Raw genomic sequence first — 18,216 nt, 5'->3', positions numbered from 1 at the left:
AAAACGGAAATCTTTTAATGACATTAACAAACGATATTTTAGGGGGTTAAATAAATGCAGAAATTATTCGAATACAACTGGCAGGTTCGACAGGACTGGTTCAATTGGTGCCAGGACGTGCCGCTTGAAGAACTGCTAAAGAAGCGGACAGGCGGTGTTGGCGGGATTCTCCACACGTTGTTTCATATCGTGGTAGTGGAGTATAGCTGGATCTGTGATATGAAAGGGAAACCGGATTTCAGGGAACCGTTCGATTCCTATGCCAGCCTGCAGCAAGTCATGGAATTATCCCATAGATTCCACGAAGATATTCGTGCATTTGTCGCCTCGTGGACCGATGAGCTGGAGTGGAACGTATTCTCGGAGACAACTCCTAAAGGGGAAACCGTCAGCTTCAAATATGGGGAGATTATGCGGCATGTTATTGCCCATGAAATCCATCATGTCGGCCAGTTGTCCGTATGGTCAAGGGAACTTAATAAAGTTCCGGTAACCGCTAATTTGATTCGCCGGGGATTGTATTAATCAATTCTCCTTAATCTTATACTGCACCTTCACCTGGAATTCCAGTTCGGGATAGATCGCTGACCACGACTTAACCTCGTTCGAATGATCCCAATGTCTGGAGCGGTAACGGAGGCCAAAGCCCAGCGGGTCGAGGCCTTCCTCTTTAAGCTTAATCAAGAGCTGAAGAACGTTCTTCTGGAGCTGTTCCTCTGCCTTCTGCTCAAGAGTCTTCTTGATGTCTTCCGTAATAACGCCGGAATCATCCATTCTTTCGATTAAGGCGCCTTTCATCTTGATCGAAAAGAAGGCTTTTGCCTTCCCTTGTCCTATAGCGAGTTTATAGTCGGACTCACCATCCTCGGTTGTGACGGAGAATACTCCATCCTTCGTTTTTAACGTTAACGTATCATTATGCACGCCGGCTATAAGCAGCTTTAAAAGCTTTGACTCATCCGAAGCGAGCTCTACCTTTAGCTTCTTCTTATCAAATAAGGCGATCTGGTTAATTTGAAGATCATCATGTACATACGCCATAACGGGAATGGTTAAATCCAGCCCTGGAGTCGTGATTCTTCTGCTGGCATCATAGAGAGGGACGGCATACACGAAAGGGGACTGCATGCGGCTGCGCTCAAACGCATAGAAGAAGTAGCTGCCGGCAACGGCTTCTTCCTTTGGTTTGAATCTAAGCAATTCATAAGCGTTGGGCTTGCCCACTCCCAAGTATGCGATTTTCTGAATATCCGGTCTTCTCATGAAATAGTCAACCGCAAGAGAGATGTCTTTCCTCGCAACCTCCTCGCCAAACAGCAGCACTTTCACATGCCCGTACTCCAGCTTCTTATCACTCATGGCTCTAAGGAGGTCAAGCCCTTCCGAGATGGAGTTGCAGTTAACTTGAAGCATCAAGAAATCACTGCCGATCACTTTAGGATCACCTTTGGACATGGAGATTTTCAGAATAACCGAATACTTCTTGTCCTTTACCTCGGATGAATCTATGCCGATAGACGTCACGAAGGCGCGCCTGTCTATATCCTCGAAGGCGCAGCCGGACAGAGGCATGAGCATGAAGATGACACATGCAGCTACTAAGCCGGCTTTATTCGTCGCGCGCAACAAAGGACTGCAAGCACCATCAGGATGTCGAACACCAGCTTCACGTTTAGGAACCAGCTGAAGAAGCTGTTTCGAATAGCGGATTCGCCCATATACGGCCATAGCGCACAGGATAGAACAAGTAACAGCGAGACCCAGATCCATTTGATTTTTCCTCCGTTGAGCAGGTTCGCTTGCTTCAGAAATTGCAGGGAAGAATGACAGCAGACAATGACAAACATGAGTGATACGCCAAGCTGGATCATTAGGAAGACAACCAGATATCGTTCAATGAAAAAATGCGGTAGACGCATGCTGTTTGTTGCTGTGAACCACACATCGTTGTCGCTATCGATTCCGGCCAGTCCCAAGTAACCGATCGGAATGAAATAATAGGCGAGCAAGAGCAGGAGCCCGATTATAAAAACAACCGGCAGCTGCTTCTTAGGCTTGCTGCTTACGAGATGCTCATTAAAAACCAATCGGCTCATATAGCCGTTGAAGAGAAAAGCACCAGCCGCGATCATCTGGTAGGCCGGCCAATGGCGGATATAGGTAGCGGCTTCCAGCAAGAAGTCAACCTGGATATTGGAGTCCAATAAGAAGAGCAGAATCATGATCATCATGAACGGGATTTGAAATATCACAATGATCTCCAGCATGAACAATATGCTCTTCGATGCAAGGAGAGAGGCGAAGAGTACGAGAACCAGGAAAACGGCAAAAAGCAGCCCGGATGACATATCTGGACAGATAAACCTATGGATGATCTGCGTATAGGAGATTAGAAAGATCAGTCCGGCACCATACGTCAGAACAAAATAGCAGAGGAACAGGCTTTTTTGAACAAAGCGGGCTAATGTGCCGGACATGATCTGGGCAATCGATTGTCCGGAGAACCGGTTCATCTGTCTTTCAAACAAAATAATCATCAAGCAGGTAACGAATAACGCAAGCATTAAGCTGCTAAGGCTGCCGGTATACCGCCCCGAATAGATGAGCTTGGGAGTAAACTCAATCATGCAGACGATGAAATTCAGATAGAGAAGAAAGTAGTAGTATCGGATTTGAAGCATGTCATCACCTGCATTTCATGTGGTCTCACAGCAATTTCATGTAAGGCTTACCCAAGCTCCTCAAATTGCAAAGATAGGCGATAAGCGCCAACAAACCAAGGACAACGCCAATCGTTCCAAGAAAGCTGGCTAGAATGATTAAGGGGTACCGGATGACCCGAATCGCCTGATGCATGGAATTGACAGGAATGACGAAGTTCGAGATCGCCACAGCCGAGATGACGATAATCATGACCTCGGCTACCAATCCCGCTTCGGTTGCTGCTTGTCCTAAGATAAGACCTCCGACTGTCGTGGCCGTTGGGCTGATGGTCTTGGGCAGGCGTATACTCGCTTCAATCAGAAATTCGGTCATGATGAGCATAAACATAATCTCCACATAAGAGGGAAACGGAACGGACATCCGGCTGCCGGCAACAAGGAGAGCAAACTGAACCTTCAACAGATCGGGGGAGTACGAAATAATCGCGATATATAAAGCTGGCAGCACAAGCGTAATCACTAGGGCAACATAGCGAATGAACAGCATGAATTGTCCAATGACGGGCATTTGAACTGGGTCATCCATCGATTTGAAAAAATCGAAAAAAGCAGCAGGTCCTATCAGAGCCCAGGATGAGCCTTCGATTAGAATGACAATTTTGCCTTCCGCCAAGTTCTTGACGACCCGGTCGGGACGTTCGGTAGTCAGGAAGAGCGGGAATAGATTAAACCGGCTTTTGATGAGGTTTTTCTGCAATTGCCCGGCTGATTGAATGAGATCGACATGAATATGGGAGAGCTTCTCTTTAAGCTCGCTAAGGGCATGGGCATCGGCCAGCTGTTCATCAAATAACAGCATCAGTTTAATTTTTGACTTGCTGCCTGCAGAGTGGCTTTCCATGCGCAGCGATTCGCTTTTGTAACGGTTGCGGATCAGGTTCATAGAGGTATGAATGTCCTCGTTCAGGCCGTCCTTAGGACCCTGAAGCACGTTTTCTTCGGTTGATTCGCTGACAGAGCGGGACTTGAAATCCTTCATTCTGACAGACAGCATGCTCCCGTTAAGGGCAACCATAACGAAACCGTCGAGCAGCCGTTCGGTTCCTTCATCATCCCCCGTATGCAGCGAGCAATTCGGGAAAGACCGCAGGTACTTTACGTAATCATCAGACGAGCTGGACAGATAGAAGGGGGATATCAGCTTATCGAAAATATCATCCTCGTTACACACCGTAGATAAGTAATAAAGACAAATGGAAAAATACCGGTTGTCAAACTCACGTTTCAAGAAGTCTTCGTTTTTAGTTAAGCCTTCAAACCGCACAGGGGAATCACCTCTGAGGGATATATTTTCCTTTTTCTCCCCGTTTCATTCTCAAATAAAGAAAGCGCCGTTATTAATCGGCGCTTCTTTCATTCAGCTTACGGTATGCAGTAGGGGACATTCCCGCTTTCTGCTTGAACAAATTCGAGAAATATTGCGGATCGTCGTAGCCGAGATGGAAGGCGATATCGCCGACAGGCATTTCGGTGTCCTGCAGCATCATTTTGGCGATGTCCATTTTACGGGTGAGAACGTATTGGTAAATGGTAATTCCCGTATGCTGTTTGAAAATCCGGTTTAACTGTCTGAAAGAAAGGCCCATATGAAGGGCGAACTCTTCTGATCGAAAGGTCTCGCCGACAAGCTGATCCAGAAAGAGCTTCATCCGGCTCATGACAGGGGAGTAATAGTCTGCTGCCTGCTTAATCGCCTGCTGAAGGGCCATCATAATTTCCGTGCAAGTCAAGATAGAGAACGACTGAAGATCCGTTCCTTCAGCTCGATGCTTTGCTGCATCTAAGCCTTTCAAGAATAAATGGCCAATGCCAGCGTCGGGGATATACGAGGTGTGAAGCAAGTGGAAGGTTTCCAGCAGCGGCAGGCTATTGCCATGCAGATTGTACCAATAATAGGTCCAAGGCTCGCTTGAATCGGACAAGGCCGTCACCTCATGCCTGCTGTCCTTTCTCAGAATAAAGACATCGCCTCTTCCAAGGCGGTGCTTCTCCGAATTAACCTGAATTTCCCCATGTCCGTTTATCACAAACCCAAGTACAGTTATATCGGCTTTTTCCCGAATATTCTTGTAAGTTGGCGCGCAATAGTTGATGCCAATCATCGGGATATAGATCGATAGATCTGGAGAATGCGGCAAGGCGTGTATGTCGCCATACTTATGCTGTTCCGGATTGAGAATTGCTTCATTCTGAGAAATGTCCATTTTCCTCACGTAACCTTCCTTATAATCTATGTTCATCCGCTCACGAAAACACTATCATGGATATGAAATCTAGTCTAGATCACTACTGAAGCGGGTGTAGCAAATAAGAGGACTTACGCGAAGTAATCCTTATAGCAGAGGAGAAAATACATATGAATCAGAGAGCAATGATTACCGTTCATACGGAAGAACCGTCCGAACATCGGCTGAACCCTTTTATCTTCGGGCATTTCGTCGAGGATATCCGGGATCATATGGATGCCATGCTGGCTTTTGCCCTGAAGGACATGGACTTTGAAGACGAGGCCGATACCCGAGGCGTGTCTTCCGGCTGGTATGCCGTCACCAACGGCAAAAATACCGAGTATGCCCTGGAGCCGGCCGCCCCTCGGCATTCCGGCCATAGTCAGCGTATCCGCATCTTGAGCGCCGACCGGTGTTATGGGGGGATTGGGCAGAGGGTCAGCGTGGAAGGGGGCACGTACCGGGTAAAGATTGTAGCGCGTGCCGCCGTGGATCTTCGGTCGGCCGCATGCGAGCTGGCTGACCGCGGAACCGGTGAACTTCTTAGCCGGGCCGAGCTTAAGCTGCGCGGACATAAGTGGAATGAATATGAGATCGAGCTTACTCCCGAGCGTTCTTGCGAGCATGGGGAATTCCGGATTCTGTTATCTTCGCAGGATGAGACGTGGCGAGACGGAATGGGCTCCGGCATGCTCTGGCTCGATCATGTATCGATGCTGCCGGCCGACAGCGCGGGTTATGCAAAACGCGAGGTCGTAGAGCTGACGCGGCAGCTGAAGCCTGGCATGATGCGCCTCGCGGGTAATTATATCAGCGCTTATCATTTCGAGGATGCCATCGGTCCCGTTCTGGAACGTCCTAATATGGTTAATGAAGCATGGGGCGGCTGGACGAACAAATATTTCGGTACGGATGAATTTCTGGCATTCTGCCGGGATACGGACACAGAGCCGCTCATATGCGTAAATGCCGGAACAGGCACGCCCGAGGAAGCGGCGTCATGGCTGGAATATTGCAACGGTTCTGTCGATACGGAATACGGCGCGCTGCGGGCGCGCAACGGTCATCCGGAACCTTACGGGGTTAGTTATTGGGAGATCGGCAATGAAATTTATGGCTCTTGGCAGCATGGGCACTGCTCGGCGGAGGAATTCGCACATCGGTATAACCGGTTTGCCGACGCCATGAAGGCCGTGGATCCGAATATCGTACTGCTTGCATGCGGAGACTGCGACCCAGCATGGAACCGCACGGTGCTTGACATCTCTGCCGGAAAGATGGACATGCTGACGCTGCATATCTATCACGGGTTTGGCACGGTTGGCATCACGCCAAGCACGCCGAAGGAGGAGCGGTATCCAGCGGTTGTAGCATTCCCCGAAGTAACTCGCGCTGCCATACGCAAGACCCAGGAGATTATTGCGGGTAATCCGGCATATTCGCATGTGAAGCTGGCTATTACGGAGTACAACACGATGTATTATCCGAACACAATCCGCGAAGGTCGTCCAATGGAGCATACGCTGGAGGCAGCCGTTGCCAATGCCGCTAACTTGAACGAATTCATCAGGCAGTCTCATCTGATTGAGATCGGCAGCTTCTCCGACCTTGTTAATGGCTGGCTGGGCGGATGTATTCGCGTTGGCGACTGCTATGCGGATCAATATCGGGGCAAGGAGACCGGTTGGAGCGGACGCAGCCGAGTCGTATACGGAACGCCAACGTTCCATATCATGCAGACCTATGCGAATCGCGACATATCCCGCATTTTGCCGACTCAAACGGAATGTCCGACGTTCGACTGGCCGTCGGGGTCAAAGCGGTTTGATCTTGCTCCGGGACCGCTGCCCGTACTCGATGTGGCGGCGGCACTGGATGAATCCGGCAGCGTCCTGACGCTGTTTGTTGTGAACCGGGGCCTCGCATCGGTTGAAGCGGAGCTCGCAATAGGTTCATTTTCGAATACCGGAACGGCTAAGGCATGGGAGCTTGCCGGCGACAGCTACGAGACGATAAATTCGGTCTTCGAGCCGGAGGCTGTCACCACGATAGAGCGTCAACTGGACTTCGACAGCCGCAAGCCGATTCTGGCTATGAAGCCTCATTCGGTAGCCGTTGTAGAGGTGCGCAGATCGAAATAGGCTGGACACATAGAAGCGGAACCTCTGATTCATCAGGGGTTCCGTTTCTATTTAGCTCCATTAATCATGGCCGTCATGCTACAATATTTGGTAAAGACAGAATAGGTTGAGGAGGCAGTTGGGAGCATGGAGGTTGCAGTTGCAGAGCATAGAATTGCAGAATGGGCGTTGGTGAACGCCAAAGCGCTTGGCATTGACCCGGATCACATCGAAGCCTCGTACATTTATAACCCCGGGGGCTTTAGCAACTTGTCTATTCGTTTGACGGATGGCCGCACGCGTCTTCACGTCAAGCTGGCTCCGCCTCATAAGGCTGAACGTTTGCGGCAATGGGCGAGTATTGGCGAGTATCTGTCTGTGCATTACACCGCGCCTAAGCTTGTTCACGAGATTAACCAGGAGATAGTGCCCGGCTATCCGTATGGCCTTGTATTTGAATATATCGAAGAGGCGGCTCCGCTTGCGGAGGTTCGGTATTCCGAAGCTTTGCTCTCCGGCGTGATAGACATGATCGCCAAGCTTCATCGCGACGATCATCTTCGTACTTTGCTGCCTCTTGCAGAAAAGCGAACCTATGCGGAGGCTTTTGAGGATGAGTACATCACCAGGTTTACAGAAGATCTGGACGGCATTCGCGCATCGCGAGAGCTGCTTAGGGATTTTGTTTCGGACGAGACGATATCCTGGTTCGGAGAGGAAATCCAAAGGCTGAAGACAACGGTTCGACAAACTCCCGCATTTCAACAATCGGCAGAAGAGCTTGTACATAACGATCTGAACGGCAATAACGTTCTGACCACTGGCGGTAACGCTTTTCGAATCATTGATTGGGATGATCTCACCGGGCAGGGCGATGCTGCAATGGATTACTCCGTGCTGCTCTGGCCGCTGGCCAATGATCCGTCATGGCCAATATGGAGAGAAAAGGTGCGGATAACTGCTGGTGCTGAGGTCGTCGAGCGGTTGGAGCTGTATTTCCGCGCGAAGCTGCTCGACGATGTCATCGATGTTCTGGCCGATTATGTGGAGTCCGAGCAAGTCCCGGAATACCGGGAGGAAACAAAGCGCAGGTCTAAGGCTGTTCATCTCGCTTCCTATCCGAAGTACCTCGCTAAATATAGAGAATAATAAAAAAGGAAAAGTCGCATAGCTGCGGCTTTTTTTGATTGCATTCGAATGTTGTTATGATTCTCAAGATTTCCACTTCAAATACACACGATGGACACAGGAACCTCCTATACTTCAATTTGTAGAGCAAATGGAGGTGCTGGCCGATGTTAAGAATGCCGCATTTCGGGTAATCCTGTGATAGCATAAGGTTAAAACAATCAGGTCCGGATGGGTACGGGCCATTGCCGGAAAGAGGCGGAGTGTACCGGATGAAACGAAGCATTTTATTAGTCGAAGACGATATGCTGATGCGGGAATTTATAACGGATTATTTCAAAAAAGAGCAGTGGGACGTTCATGAAGCAGAGAACGGAAGGGTTGCGCTCGAGCTGTTCGAGCAAGTCTCTGTTGATCTGATCGTCCTGGACATCATGATGCCGGAGATGGATGGATGGTCGGTGTGCAGGCGCATCCGCGAGAAGTCCGACGTTCCGATTATCATGATTACGGCGAGATCGGAAGATGAGGATCAACTGATGGGCTTCGAGCTGGGTGCTGACGAATACGTAACGAAGCCGCTAAGCCCAAGGGTGCTGGTCGCTCGGGCAACCGCACTGATGAAGCGAACAGAGAGAACAGTCGGGCGGGAAGCGGAAATGCTTCAATACGGTGAAATGTCGGTGAACCGGGAAGCACATACGGTAACCGTGTCCGGGCAGCTGATTAATCTGTCTCCGAAGGAATATGATCTGCTGTTGTTCCTGATCAAGCATGAAGGCAAAGTATTGGCCCGCGAATTCATTCTCAACGCGGTTTGGGGATACGAATATTTGGGAGATCTTCGCACCGTGGACACTCATGTCAAAAAATTAAGAGCCAAGCTTGGGGACGCCGGCAAGCATATCGCAACCGTCATCCGTACCGGCTATAGGTTCGAGTCTGAAGCATGAGAAAACATGGCGTAGTCCTTAAGCTGTTCGTCATCACGTCCGCATTGATTTTGTTTATATTCAGCCTGGTGATGCTTGCGGAAGGTCTGTTCTTCGAACGGTTCTATCGGATGTCCAGGGTTGATGAATTGGAATCGGCCATGAGCCGCTTCGCTGAGCAGTACAACGAAGTGTCAGGGAATGAACGGGAGCTGTCGAGTCTTCTCGGGTCGTTCATGAACAAGAACGATACCAGCACCGCGGTGCTGAATAAAAGCTTCACCCGTGCCAATATTAATCCCTATTATGTGAAGCTGCAATCGGCCGACAAGCTCATCACGGTACCCATTCCGACAGCCGGCGCGACAGTCAACACCATTCCGCGGGGGATATCGCAGGGAGAGCGTATGGTCATAGACGGTATGTTCATGGATGAGAAGGATACCATCCTTCATCCGGTTGCTTTTTGGCCGGACGATACCGCTCCTCTTGAAGACGGGTTAGTAAGGGTAGAGGGTAACGTAACGGAGTACATGCTGCCGGAGCAGCGATCGTTCAACCCCCTTTATCAAGATGCGCTTCTTGATGAAGCCCTTCGGGAATGGACGACCGGAGCGGAGGCATACCTGTCGCGCTTGCATGAAGGGAAGACCGTAAGGAGCGAATGGAAGGATCCATGGAGCGGCGTCGAGTATGCCGTATTGGTGCAATCGCTCACGGATGAGCCGGAAGGCAGCGAGCATTACATGTTCGTTATGGCCTCGCTTCAGCCGGTAGGCGAAGCCGTTGAGACGTTAAAGAAATATGTCATTTATCTGGCACCTGTAATCCTTGCGCTTGTTCTCGCGCTATCGCTGATCTATTCGAGAATAGTCTCGCGACCGCTGCTCACTCTTAACCGTTCAGCAGCACGGCTCGCGAAGCTCGATTTCGCCGATCACCCCGAGATACGATCTAAAGATGAATTCGGGGAGTTATCCCGGAACATGAACGAGTTATCTCGAAACCTGGATTCGGCGCTGAAGGAATTGAGGCTTGCTAATGAACAGCTTCAGGAGGATGTCAGAGAGAAGCAGCGCTCCGAGCAGCTGCGCAAGGAACTGGTGGCGAACATTTCTCATGAGCTGAAGACCCCGCTTGGCATCGTGAAAGGCTTTGCGGAGGGATTGCAGGACGGGGTAGCGGATGATAAGAGAGAGCGTTACCTTGGCTTAATCGTCAACGAAACAGACCGAATGAACGCACTCATCATGGATATGCTGGAGTTGTCCAAATTCGAGGTGAAGGCGGTCCGGCTGCAGGTTGAGCGATTCTCCATGACCGACCTCGTTCGGCAAGTTGCGAATTCGTTCATGCAGCAGCTCGAGAGCAAGCATTTGCGTCTAAGAGTTCGGCAGGATGGAGAGGAAGACTTGTACGTCCAAGCGGATCGCAGGCGGATCGAGCAGGTTCTTCTCAATCTGTTCAGCAATGCCATTCGGCATGCGACGGAAGACAGCGTCTTGACCATAGACATGGAGAGGACCGAAGGTTCCGCTATCCGGACCGTCATCGAGAACGCCGGACCTCCCATTGCGAAGGAAGATCTCGACCGGATATGGGATCAGTTCTATCGGGCTGAGCGTTCGCGAGACCGCAAATCCGGAGGGACCGGGCTGGGGCTTGCTATCGTGAAGCATATACTGGAGCTGCATGGAAGCAACTATGGCGCGGCGAATACAGAGCAAGGCGTCGCATTTTCATTCACTTTACAAGAGAACAAAGGAGAGAATTTATCATGAATAAGAAATCTTTAAGTTTGCTGTTTGCATCGCTGCTCGTTCTGGTAGTTATCAGCGCTTGCGGAAATAAGGCAGACAGTGGCAACACAAACGCAGCAAATGAGGGAACTGCCACGGAGCAGCCATCAAATAGCCCGGCAAGCAATAACGCGGGTAACGCGGAAGAGTCCAGCACTCCGGGTAACAGCCCGTCGGCCGATCCGGACAAGACGCCGGATGCATCGGGATCAACGGATGCTTCAAGCGATGAAATTCTGATTATTATCGACCAGACGGAGAAACCAATCGAAGGTAACAGCTTTGATTTTGTCGTCAACAAACGTCCGGAAGGCTATATGTTGTCGAAGATGGAATGGATCTCCGATAATAACCATATTACGAACACTTTGCAGGAAGCGATCGAGCATGGCGGAAGCGGCGGAGACGGATTCTACATCAGCGGAAACGGACAGTTCATGGGCTTCTTCTATCCGGATGACTTGAAAGGCGCAAAAGGCGAGGTTAAAATCACGTTTGCTAATGATCAAGGAAAAGAGCTTAGCTGGAAAAAAACCATTACGTTGAAATAAGAAGCTTAGGAAATGAACCAAAAGCCGCGAAGACTCTTCGCGGCTTTTGGCTTTGGTATAACGCCTTTCTGGGAAGGCAATTCTATTGTAATTGTACGCGAGTTGACATGACACCTTAGGGTGTCTTATAATCCAAATAGACACCATACAGTGTCATTTAATTGAATCATTATTGAAACATTCATTTTTCCTGCACTCTATATTGTAATGAATGGAATGGAGCAGTTGCAACTTATGTTTCCCGAACACCGAATGAATGCGGTTAAGAAGATTTCTAGGAGGGGGTGCTGTGAGCGATAATAATCCGTCACGGGATGTTTTTGACGCGATAGCGGATCCAACGAGGCGCCGGCTGATTCAGCTGTTGTCCGAAGTTGACGAAATCCCGCTTCATGAGCTAACGGTACAGTTCGACATGGGCCGCACAGCTGTGTCCAAACATCTGACTATCCTGAAAGAAGCCGGGCTGGTAACGGACAGGAAGGTCGGCAGGGAAACGCGTTTCAGACTAAATGCCAATCCGCTTAAAGAGATTCAGGATTGGGTTTCTTACTACAGAAAATTCTGGATGACAAATATGTTTCGCTTACAACAGCTTTTGGAGGAGGAAGAAGAATGAGTTTGAAGTTAGAATTGGATTTCCAGTACAACACTTCGATTGAAAAAGCTTGGTCCGCCTTAACGGATTCAGCGATGCTTGCCAAATGGGTATTGCCCAATGACTTTAAGCCGGAGGTTGGACACCAATTTCAGTTCCGGGCTGAGCCGAACCAGTATTGGGATGGCGTTATTAACGGTGAAGTGCTGGTTGTAGATGAAGCGAACCGGTTGTTATCCTACTCTTGGGCAGTTGGGGAAGAGAAGCATACGGTTAACTGGACCGTGCAGGATCTGGGCAATGGGAAGGTGAACCTTCACCTTGAACAAACCGGCTTCTCGAATGTACCAGGACTTGAAGGGGCTAGATACGGCTGGACGAACTGGCATGGCGAGCTGGCAAAATTGCTGGCCCAATAATCGCATATTGGATCCTAATAGGGATTCGAACTCACATAAACCGGTTGCATCTTGTTTGCAACCGGTTTATGTCTGGTTCGTACAATGGAAAGGACATAATCTACGATCGGAAGGATGTAATAAATGAGCGAATCTAATCAGGAGTATATCGTCATCTCGAATGCCAGGGAGAACAATCTCAAGAACGTATCCCTGCATATCCCCAAGCGAAAGATCACGATTTTCACGGGGGTTTCCGGCTCCGGCAAATCATCAATCGTCTTCGATACGATTGCAGCAGAATCCACGCGATTGTTGAATGAGAACTTCAGTACCTTCGTGCGCACTTTCTTGCCCAGCTTTCCGCAGCCGGATACGGACGGGATTGAGAACCTCAGCATGGCGGTTGTCGTCGATCAGAAGAGGCTTGGCGGCGGCTCCCATTCTACAATGGGCACAATTACCGATATCTCTCCCATTCTCCGGGTTTTATTCTCCAGGGTGGGGCAGCCGCAGGTAGGTCCGGCGAATATGTTCTCCTTTAACGATCCGCAAGGGATGTGCCCGGAGTGTAACGGAATAGGGCGCAAGCTTGGCGTTGATATGAGCAAGGCCCTGGACATGTCCAAGTCGTTAAACGAGGGAGCAATCATGCTGCCGGATTATGCGGTGAACGCTTGGGATTGGAATTTGCTCGTACAAGCAGGGTCCTTTGATCCGGATAAGAAGCTAAGCGATTATTCGAGCGAGGAACTGGAAGAGCTGCTCTACGCCAAAGCGAGGAAAGTACAGATGGACTTCGCGGGCAAAGCAACGAATATCACGGTGGAAGGCGTCATTGAGAAATTCACCAACAAATACATCAAGCAAGATGTGAAGCTGAAATCCGAGCGTACACAAAAATCGGTAGCGCCGTTTATCACCGAAGGTCCGTGCCCAAGCTGCCACGGTGCAAGGCTTAGTCAGGCAGCGCTTGGCTGTAAAATTAACGGACGGAACATTGCCGAGCTGTCCTCCATGGAGGTTGGACATCTTATCCGCGTCATCAAAGAGATTGATAATCCGGTTGCAGCGCCGATTGCCAAGTCCCTGACAGAGCGTCTTCAGCATTTGGTGGATATCGGTCTTGACTATTTGACCTTGAACCGCGAGACGGATACCTTGTCCGGCGGCGAATCACAGCGCGTCAAGATGGTGAAGCACCTTAGCGGCAGCCTGGTCGATGTCACTTACATTTTCGACGAGCCTAGCGTTGGCCTGCATCCCCGTGACGTACACCGGTTAAATGACCTGCTTGTGAAACTGCGCGACAAGGGAAATACGGTCATTGTCGTTGAGCATGATCCCGATGTCATCAAAGTGGCGGATCATATTGTCGACGTTGGTCCTCATGCCGGAAGCCGCGGCGGCAACATTGTATTCGAAGGAAGCTTTGAAGGCTTGCTGGAGTCGGGAACGCTGACAGGAACACACATGAAGCGTCCGCTTCAGCTGAAGCAGGATTGCAGACAAGCCTCCGGCCAGCTGTCGATTAAGAATGCCAGCCTGCATAACCTGCAGAACGTCAGCGTTGATGTTCCTACAGGCGTGCTGACGGTTGTTACGGGAGTGGCCGGCTCGGGAAAAAGCACGCTGATTAATGATATCTTCCTTACCCAGCATCCGGATGCGGTCGTTATAGACCAGTCGGCAATAGGCGTATCCACTCGATCGAATCCTGCAACCTATACGGGAATTATGGATGATGTGCGCAAGGCGTTCGCTGCCGCAAATAAAGTCAATCAGGGCTTGTTCAGCTTTAATTCCAAGGGGGCCTGCGAGAACTGTCAAGGTCTTGGCGTCGTGTATACCGACCTGTCCTTCTTTGATAGCGTGAAGATGCCTTGCGAAGTGTGTGAGGGCAAGAGGTTCAAGGAAGAGGTTCTTGAATACAAGCTGAACGGCAAAAACATCGCGGAAGTGCTGGAGATGACAGTGGAGCAGGCACTGGACTTTTTCGACCTGAAAGAGGTTAAGAAAAAGCTTCAAGCGATGAGTGATGTGGGGCTTAACTATATTACACTCGGTCAGCCGCTCAGCACGCTATCCGGCGGAGAATGTCAACGGATCAAGCTGGCAAGCGAGCTGCATAAGAACGGAAGCATCTACGTGATGGACGAGCCAACCACCGGTCTTCATATGTCCGATATCGGTCATCTTCTCGGGATCATGAACCGTCTGGTAGATGCCGGCAATACGGTAATCGTGATTGAGCATAACCTCGAAGTGATCAGCCAAGCGGATTGGATCGTCGATATGGGGCCGGATGGAGGCAGCAGAGGCGGCCAGGTTGTATTCGAAGGCACACCTCCGCAGATCATTCACGAGGAACATTCGATTACGGGAAGGTATTTGAAGTAATTCGAATTTAGCAAGAGCAAAGAAGCTGCCGATTCTGCAATCGGCAGCTTCTTGTCGTTCAGGAATAACTCTTGTCAAAACGAGCGACCAGCTGGTTGATAAAAGCCGTTGCGGCTTTTCCCATAAACCGGTCCTTCAAATAAACAATTCCTACTTCTCTATGAAGGGCGGGATGTTTGATCGGGATCATGCTGATATGAGGCCTTGGATTCATTTCAAGAAGCGTTTTCGATAAGATGGATACCCCGGATCCAGCCTGCACGAGAGTAAGAATGGAGCCAATAGACGAGGTTTCAATCACGGGTCCCAATGTATCGCCATGCATGGTACACATCGTATCTACCAATTGCCTGCAGCGGTAGGTCTGCGGAAACATAATAATCGGTTCCTGCATCATTTCCTCATAAGTGATGCTCGCTTTATGAGAGAGCGGAGAATCCGCATGGACGACGAAATAGAACTCTTCTTTGTATAAGGAAATCTTAGTGAATCTGTCGTCATCAAACGGGAAGATGGTCAAGGCGAAATCCAACTCGTCCTGCAATAGAGAATTCGTAATATCCTCTAAGGCTAACAGCCGAATATTGATCGCCGGAAACTCTTTATGAAAGTTAACCAATAAGCCTGAGACCATATCGTTAATTTCGCCAATTAAAGTTCCAATGGTTAAAGTGCCTCTCTCCATGAGATGAAGTTCGGAGATCTCCTCGCGGGCACCCGCAATCGAGCGGAATATGCTCCGGCTATGGCCAAGAAGGATAGCCCCGGCTTCGGTCAAAGCTATTCTCTTCCCAATACGATTAAATAATCTTACTTCGAGTTCGTCTTCCAGCTGCTTGATTTGATAGCTCAAGGTTGGCTGCGAGATGCCCAGCTTATCGGCAGCACGGGTAAAATGAAGCTCATCGCAAATCGCTTGAAAATACTCCAATTGTCTAATTTCCATTGTCAGTCACCTCAACCATTCATGCTGTTATCCCTTTTTTTAAGTATAAAAGCTAGCGATTGATTAATCAATTACAACCGAAATTAGATAATCATAGAAGAGTTCTATCAAGCTTTTGATCTGCCCTTTATGATATGCTATGCTTTGCTTTGCGCCGCTTTTTGACGGAGCCGATCACCCATAGAATCGCGGGGAGCACAAGATACACAAAAGGATAATAAACGCCTTCGAGGATCACGCTCTTGAGGGTGAAAGAAAGGCGAATATTATAGTTGCTGTAGATGTAAAATACCAGCCAAATACCCGTTACGATACAAGCAATCAGCCTCCAATTCCGGAAGCCGGTCCATTCGGACAACCCGTAGCTTAGCATAAACAAGCATAGGGATAATTTAATAAACGCCGCAAGCAGCCATAAAGGAATATAGAAGGCATCGATATTCTGTATAAAGTTCAGAATGGAGATATACTTCGTCAGCGAATAGATTGGGACAACCAATTCGGAAGCAATTTGAGGTCCGGTAACGAACATGAGAACGATCGTTGCCATGACGCCCCATATTACGGTAGTTGCCGTTCCCCATAATATGGCCCGCGAGGCGGTTTGCTTGTTTTCGGCAAAATAAAACAGCATCAACGCGATAGAGGGATCAACGATATAACAATAAGAGTTAAACGTACCCGTCAGGATGGGCAGCCATCCGGTATCCGCATAGACCGGCAGGATTCTCTTGTAATTCATGTCCTGTGGATTAAGAAACAACTGAAAAAATAACATCACGATAAGAATAGGGCCGATAATCTCCGCACATCGGCTTATTGCCGTTAACCCGCCTTTGCAGACGCAATACGCGACAAGAAACAACAGGCAGCAGAGAATAAGGATCATTGGCGTGTTGTGAAGCATCACCAAATTCTGAAAGTCAACCGTGCCCCTTGAAATCGTGGTCAAATGCCTGAACCATAACAGGAAGTACATCAGGACGAGTATTTTGCCTAGCACGGTGCCAAGGAGTTCCCTCATAAAGGTGATCAAGGTTTTATTCTCGTTCTGTTTGCATACCTTCAGGATGAGCCAGGTAAAAAAGAGCATCGCGAGTCCACCAAGCAGCATCGATATCCAGCCGTCCTGGCGTGCTTTCTCAACCGCCAAATGGATGGGAAGGTAAGAGGTCGTGACGATGGATGAGATCATCACGATCCAGTACATTTGGTAGCTGCTCAGTTTCATGGCTGAAATCTCCTTTGGGTTAATCGTTCAGTTGGCCGCCGCTTGTCCCGGTTGACCTTAATAAAATGTTTGCTTTGATCGAGACATTGATTTTCTTGAAGTTCTCATCCCAATCGTCTCTTTGCGATTTCCACCAGTACGGATGCTTGCGATGATAGTACTCGCCGATGCCGAAGATATCCGGTCCCCATTGCTGGATACTATTGAAGGTAACCTGCATGTCTTTTTGAATCCGCTCATCCAGGTATTTCTTCACCATAACCATATTGTTTACATTAGACATGTCAAGTTCAGTGGTATTGTCAAGAAGATAGGCCTGCGCTTTGACTGTCATTTGGATATTCCCGTGATTTTTTCCATTTGCCAGATGAATCTGTCGCTCGAGGTGTGTTAACCGAAAGGACAGTCTGCCGTTGCCTTCCTTCCATGGAATCGTTAACGGTTGAAACGTTCCTCTCCCCGCCATCCATACGGCTCGATCACCTTCGGAATCATTTAGAATCCCTTTAATCTTGAGCTGCTTGTTGAGGACCGCGTAACCGGACAGCAAGACTAAATGTACTTTATCTTTTTCTTCACGATTGTTATCGATCTGAAGAAAAGGGAGGACAGCCCTTGTTCCCTCCGCAGCGTAATCGATCATAAATTGCCTAATGGAGTAATGGTTCCAACCATTAATAAGCAACTCTTTATTGGTCGCAATACTGGAGAGCTGCTCCAAGGGGTGCTTGATTTTCATAAATTCCTTGGCACTGCCTTTAATCATGATTAAGAGATCCCTTTGATTGTTTGCGGGATCTCTATTTAACTTATCGAACATCTTGTTGAGATCCATTTTTTCAGCCAACTCGTCGCTAATTACCACAAGGGTACGATGACTTGTCATCAACCTGCGGGATATTTTTCTTTGCACTTTTTCATTGGCTTCGAACACATTCCTGCCCTTGGCGGAAACGACGATAAAACTCTCCGAGTCGCTTGGTCCTCCACCTTGGGAAGAACCGCTTAGTTTGGAAGGAATCGCGATCTGATGGCTGATTTCAATCATCCCGTCTCCGGCATAATCAATTCCGCTGCCGATGACAAATGCGAGTTGGTTCGGTTCTACGAAATCCGTGCAACCTGCGCTTGTGATTAGCAAGATAAAGGATAGACCAGCCAT

At 49.1% G+C, this 18,216-nt stretch carries 16 protein-coding genes; 9 read left to right on the top strand and 7 right to left on the bottom strand.

Going from position 1 to position 18,216, the window contains the following annotated elements; translation table 11 throughout:
* Positions 1-54: 54 nt before the first annotated feature.
* Positions 55-525 (top strand): DinB family protein, encoded by a 471-nt coding sequence (locus M3194_RS13480; RefSeq protein WP_251654596.1) that lies wholly within the window; start codon positions 55-57, stop codon positions 523-525.
* On the opposite strand, the gene M3194_RS13475 is transcribed toward M3194_RS13480, so the two are convergent.
* From M3194_RS13475 to M3194_RS13460, 4 genes are all read right to left on the bottom strand, one after another.
* Positions 526-1,629 (bottom strand): Ger(x)C family spore germination protein, encoded by a 1,104-nt coding sequence (locus M3194_RS13475; protein ID WP_251654595.1) that lies wholly within the window; start codon positions 1,627-1,629, stop codon positions 526-528.
* Positions 1,599-2,681 (bottom strand): hypothetical protein, encoded by a 1,083-nt coding sequence (locus M3194_RS13470; RefSeq protein WP_251654594.1) that lies wholly within the window; start codon positions 2,679-2,681, stop codon positions 1,599-1,601. The genes M3194_RS13475 and M3194_RS13470 overlap by 31 nt, the downstream gene beginning before the upstream one ends.
* A gap of 25 nt (positions 2,682-2,706) precedes the next feature.
* Positions 2,707-3,987 (bottom strand): spore germination protein, encoded by a 1,281-nt coding sequence (locus M3194_RS13465; RefSeq protein WP_251654593.1) that lies wholly within the window; start codon positions 3,985-3,987, stop codon positions 2,707-2,709.
* A gap of 73 nt (positions 3,988-4,060) precedes the next feature.
* Complete coding sequence (locus M3194_RS13460; RefSeq protein WP_251654592.1) at positions 4,061-4,927, bottom strand: AraC family transcriptional regulator; 867 nt, start codon at positions 4,925-4,927, stop codon at positions 4,061-4,063.
* A 152-nt stretch (positions 4,928-5,079) separates the two neighbouring features.
* Between M3194_RS13460 and M3194_RS13455 the strand changes: the two genes are divergently transcribed.
* The 8 genes from M3194_RS13455 to M3194_RS13420 all read left to right on the top strand — a co-directional run bounded on the left by M3194_RS13455 (position 5,080) and on the right by M3194_RS13420 (position 14,877).
* Entirely contained in the window at positions 5,080-7,092 is a 2,013-nt protein-coding gene (locus M3194_RS13455; RefSeq protein ID WP_251654591.1) for an alpha-L-arabinofuranosidase C-terminal domain-containing protein, read from the top strand.
* A gap of 126 nt (positions 7,093-7,218) precedes the next feature.
* Complete coding sequence (locus tag M3194_RS13450) at positions 7,219-8,220, top strand: aminoglycoside phosphotransferase family protein (RefSeq protein ID WP_251654590.1); 1,002 nt, start codon at positions 7,219-7,221, stop codon at positions 8,218-8,220.
* A 251-nt stretch (positions 8,221-8,471) separates the two neighbouring features.
* Positions 8,472-9,152 (top strand): response regulator transcription factor, encoded by a 681-nt coding sequence (locus M3194_RS13445; protein WP_251654589.1) that lies wholly within the window; start codon positions 8,472-8,474, stop codon positions 9,150-9,152.
* Positions 9,149-10,912, top strand: coding sequence for a sensor histidine kinase (locus M3194_RS13440; RefSeq protein ID WP_251654588.1), 1,764 nt, complete (start codon positions 9,149-9,151; stop codon positions 10,910-10,912). The genes M3194_RS13445 and M3194_RS13440 overlap by 4 nt, the downstream gene beginning before the upstream one ends.
* The gene (locus tag M3194_RS13435; RefSeq protein ID WP_251654587.1) at positions 10,909-11,481 is read left to right on the top strand and encodes a hypothetical protein; all 573 of its coding nucleotides are present in this window, start codon (positions 10,909-10,911) and stop codon (positions 11,479-11,481) included. Before M3194_RS13440 ends, M3194_RS13435 begins: the two co-directional genes overlap by 4 nt.
* 289 nt (positions 11,482-11,770) lie before the next feature.
* On the top strand, positions 11,771-12,100 hold the full coding sequence (locus M3194_RS13430; protein ID WP_251654586.1) for an ArsR/SmtB family transcription factor: 330 nt from the start codon (positions 11,771-11,773) through the stop codon (positions 12,098-12,100).
* Complete coding sequence (locus M3194_RS13425; RefSeq protein ID WP_251654585.1) at positions 12,097-12,498, top strand: SRPBCC family protein; 402 nt, start codon at positions 12,097-12,099, stop codon at positions 12,496-12,498. The genes M3194_RS13430 and M3194_RS13425 overlap by 4 nt, the downstream gene beginning before the upstream one ends.
* Before the next feature lie 123 nt (positions 12,499-12,621).
* Complete coding sequence (locus M3194_RS13420) at positions 12,622-14,877, top strand: ATP-binding cassette domain-containing protein (protein WP_251654584.1); 2,256 nt, start codon at positions 12,622-12,624, stop codon at positions 14,875-14,877.
* Between the two features lie 58 nt (positions 14,878-14,935).
* Here M3194_RS13420 and M3194_RS13415 read toward each other — a convergent pair whose 3' ends face one another.
* The 3 genes from M3194_RS13415 to M3194_RS13405 form a co-directional block, all read right to left on the bottom strand.
* Positions 14,936-15,823 (bottom strand): LysR family transcriptional regulator, encoded by an 888-nt coding sequence (locus tag M3194_RS13415; RefSeq protein WP_251654583.1) that lies wholly within the window; start codon positions 15,821-15,823, stop codon positions 14,936-14,938.
* 127 nt (positions 15,824-15,950) lie between these two features.
* Positions 15,951-17,054 (bottom strand): GerAB/ArcD/ProY family transporter, encoded by a 1,104-nt coding sequence (locus M3194_RS13410; protein WP_251654582.1) that lies wholly within the window; start codon positions 17,052-17,054, stop codon positions 15,951-15,953.
* A gap of 19 nt (positions 17,055-17,073) precedes the next feature.
* Entirely contained in the window at positions 17,074-18,216 is a 1,143-nt protein-coding gene (locus M3194_RS13405; protein ID WP_251654900.1) for a Ger(x)C family spore germination protein, read from the bottom strand.

Origin of the sequence: Paenibacillus glycanilyticus, assembly GCF_023715145.1 — a bacterium.
GTDB lineage: Bacteria > Bacillota > Bacilli > Paenibacillales > Paenibacillaceae > Pristimantibacillus > Pristimantibacillus glycanilyticus_A.
Note: the sequence above shows the minus strand (reverse complement) of the source record. Positions and strands in the feature narration are given on the sequence as shown.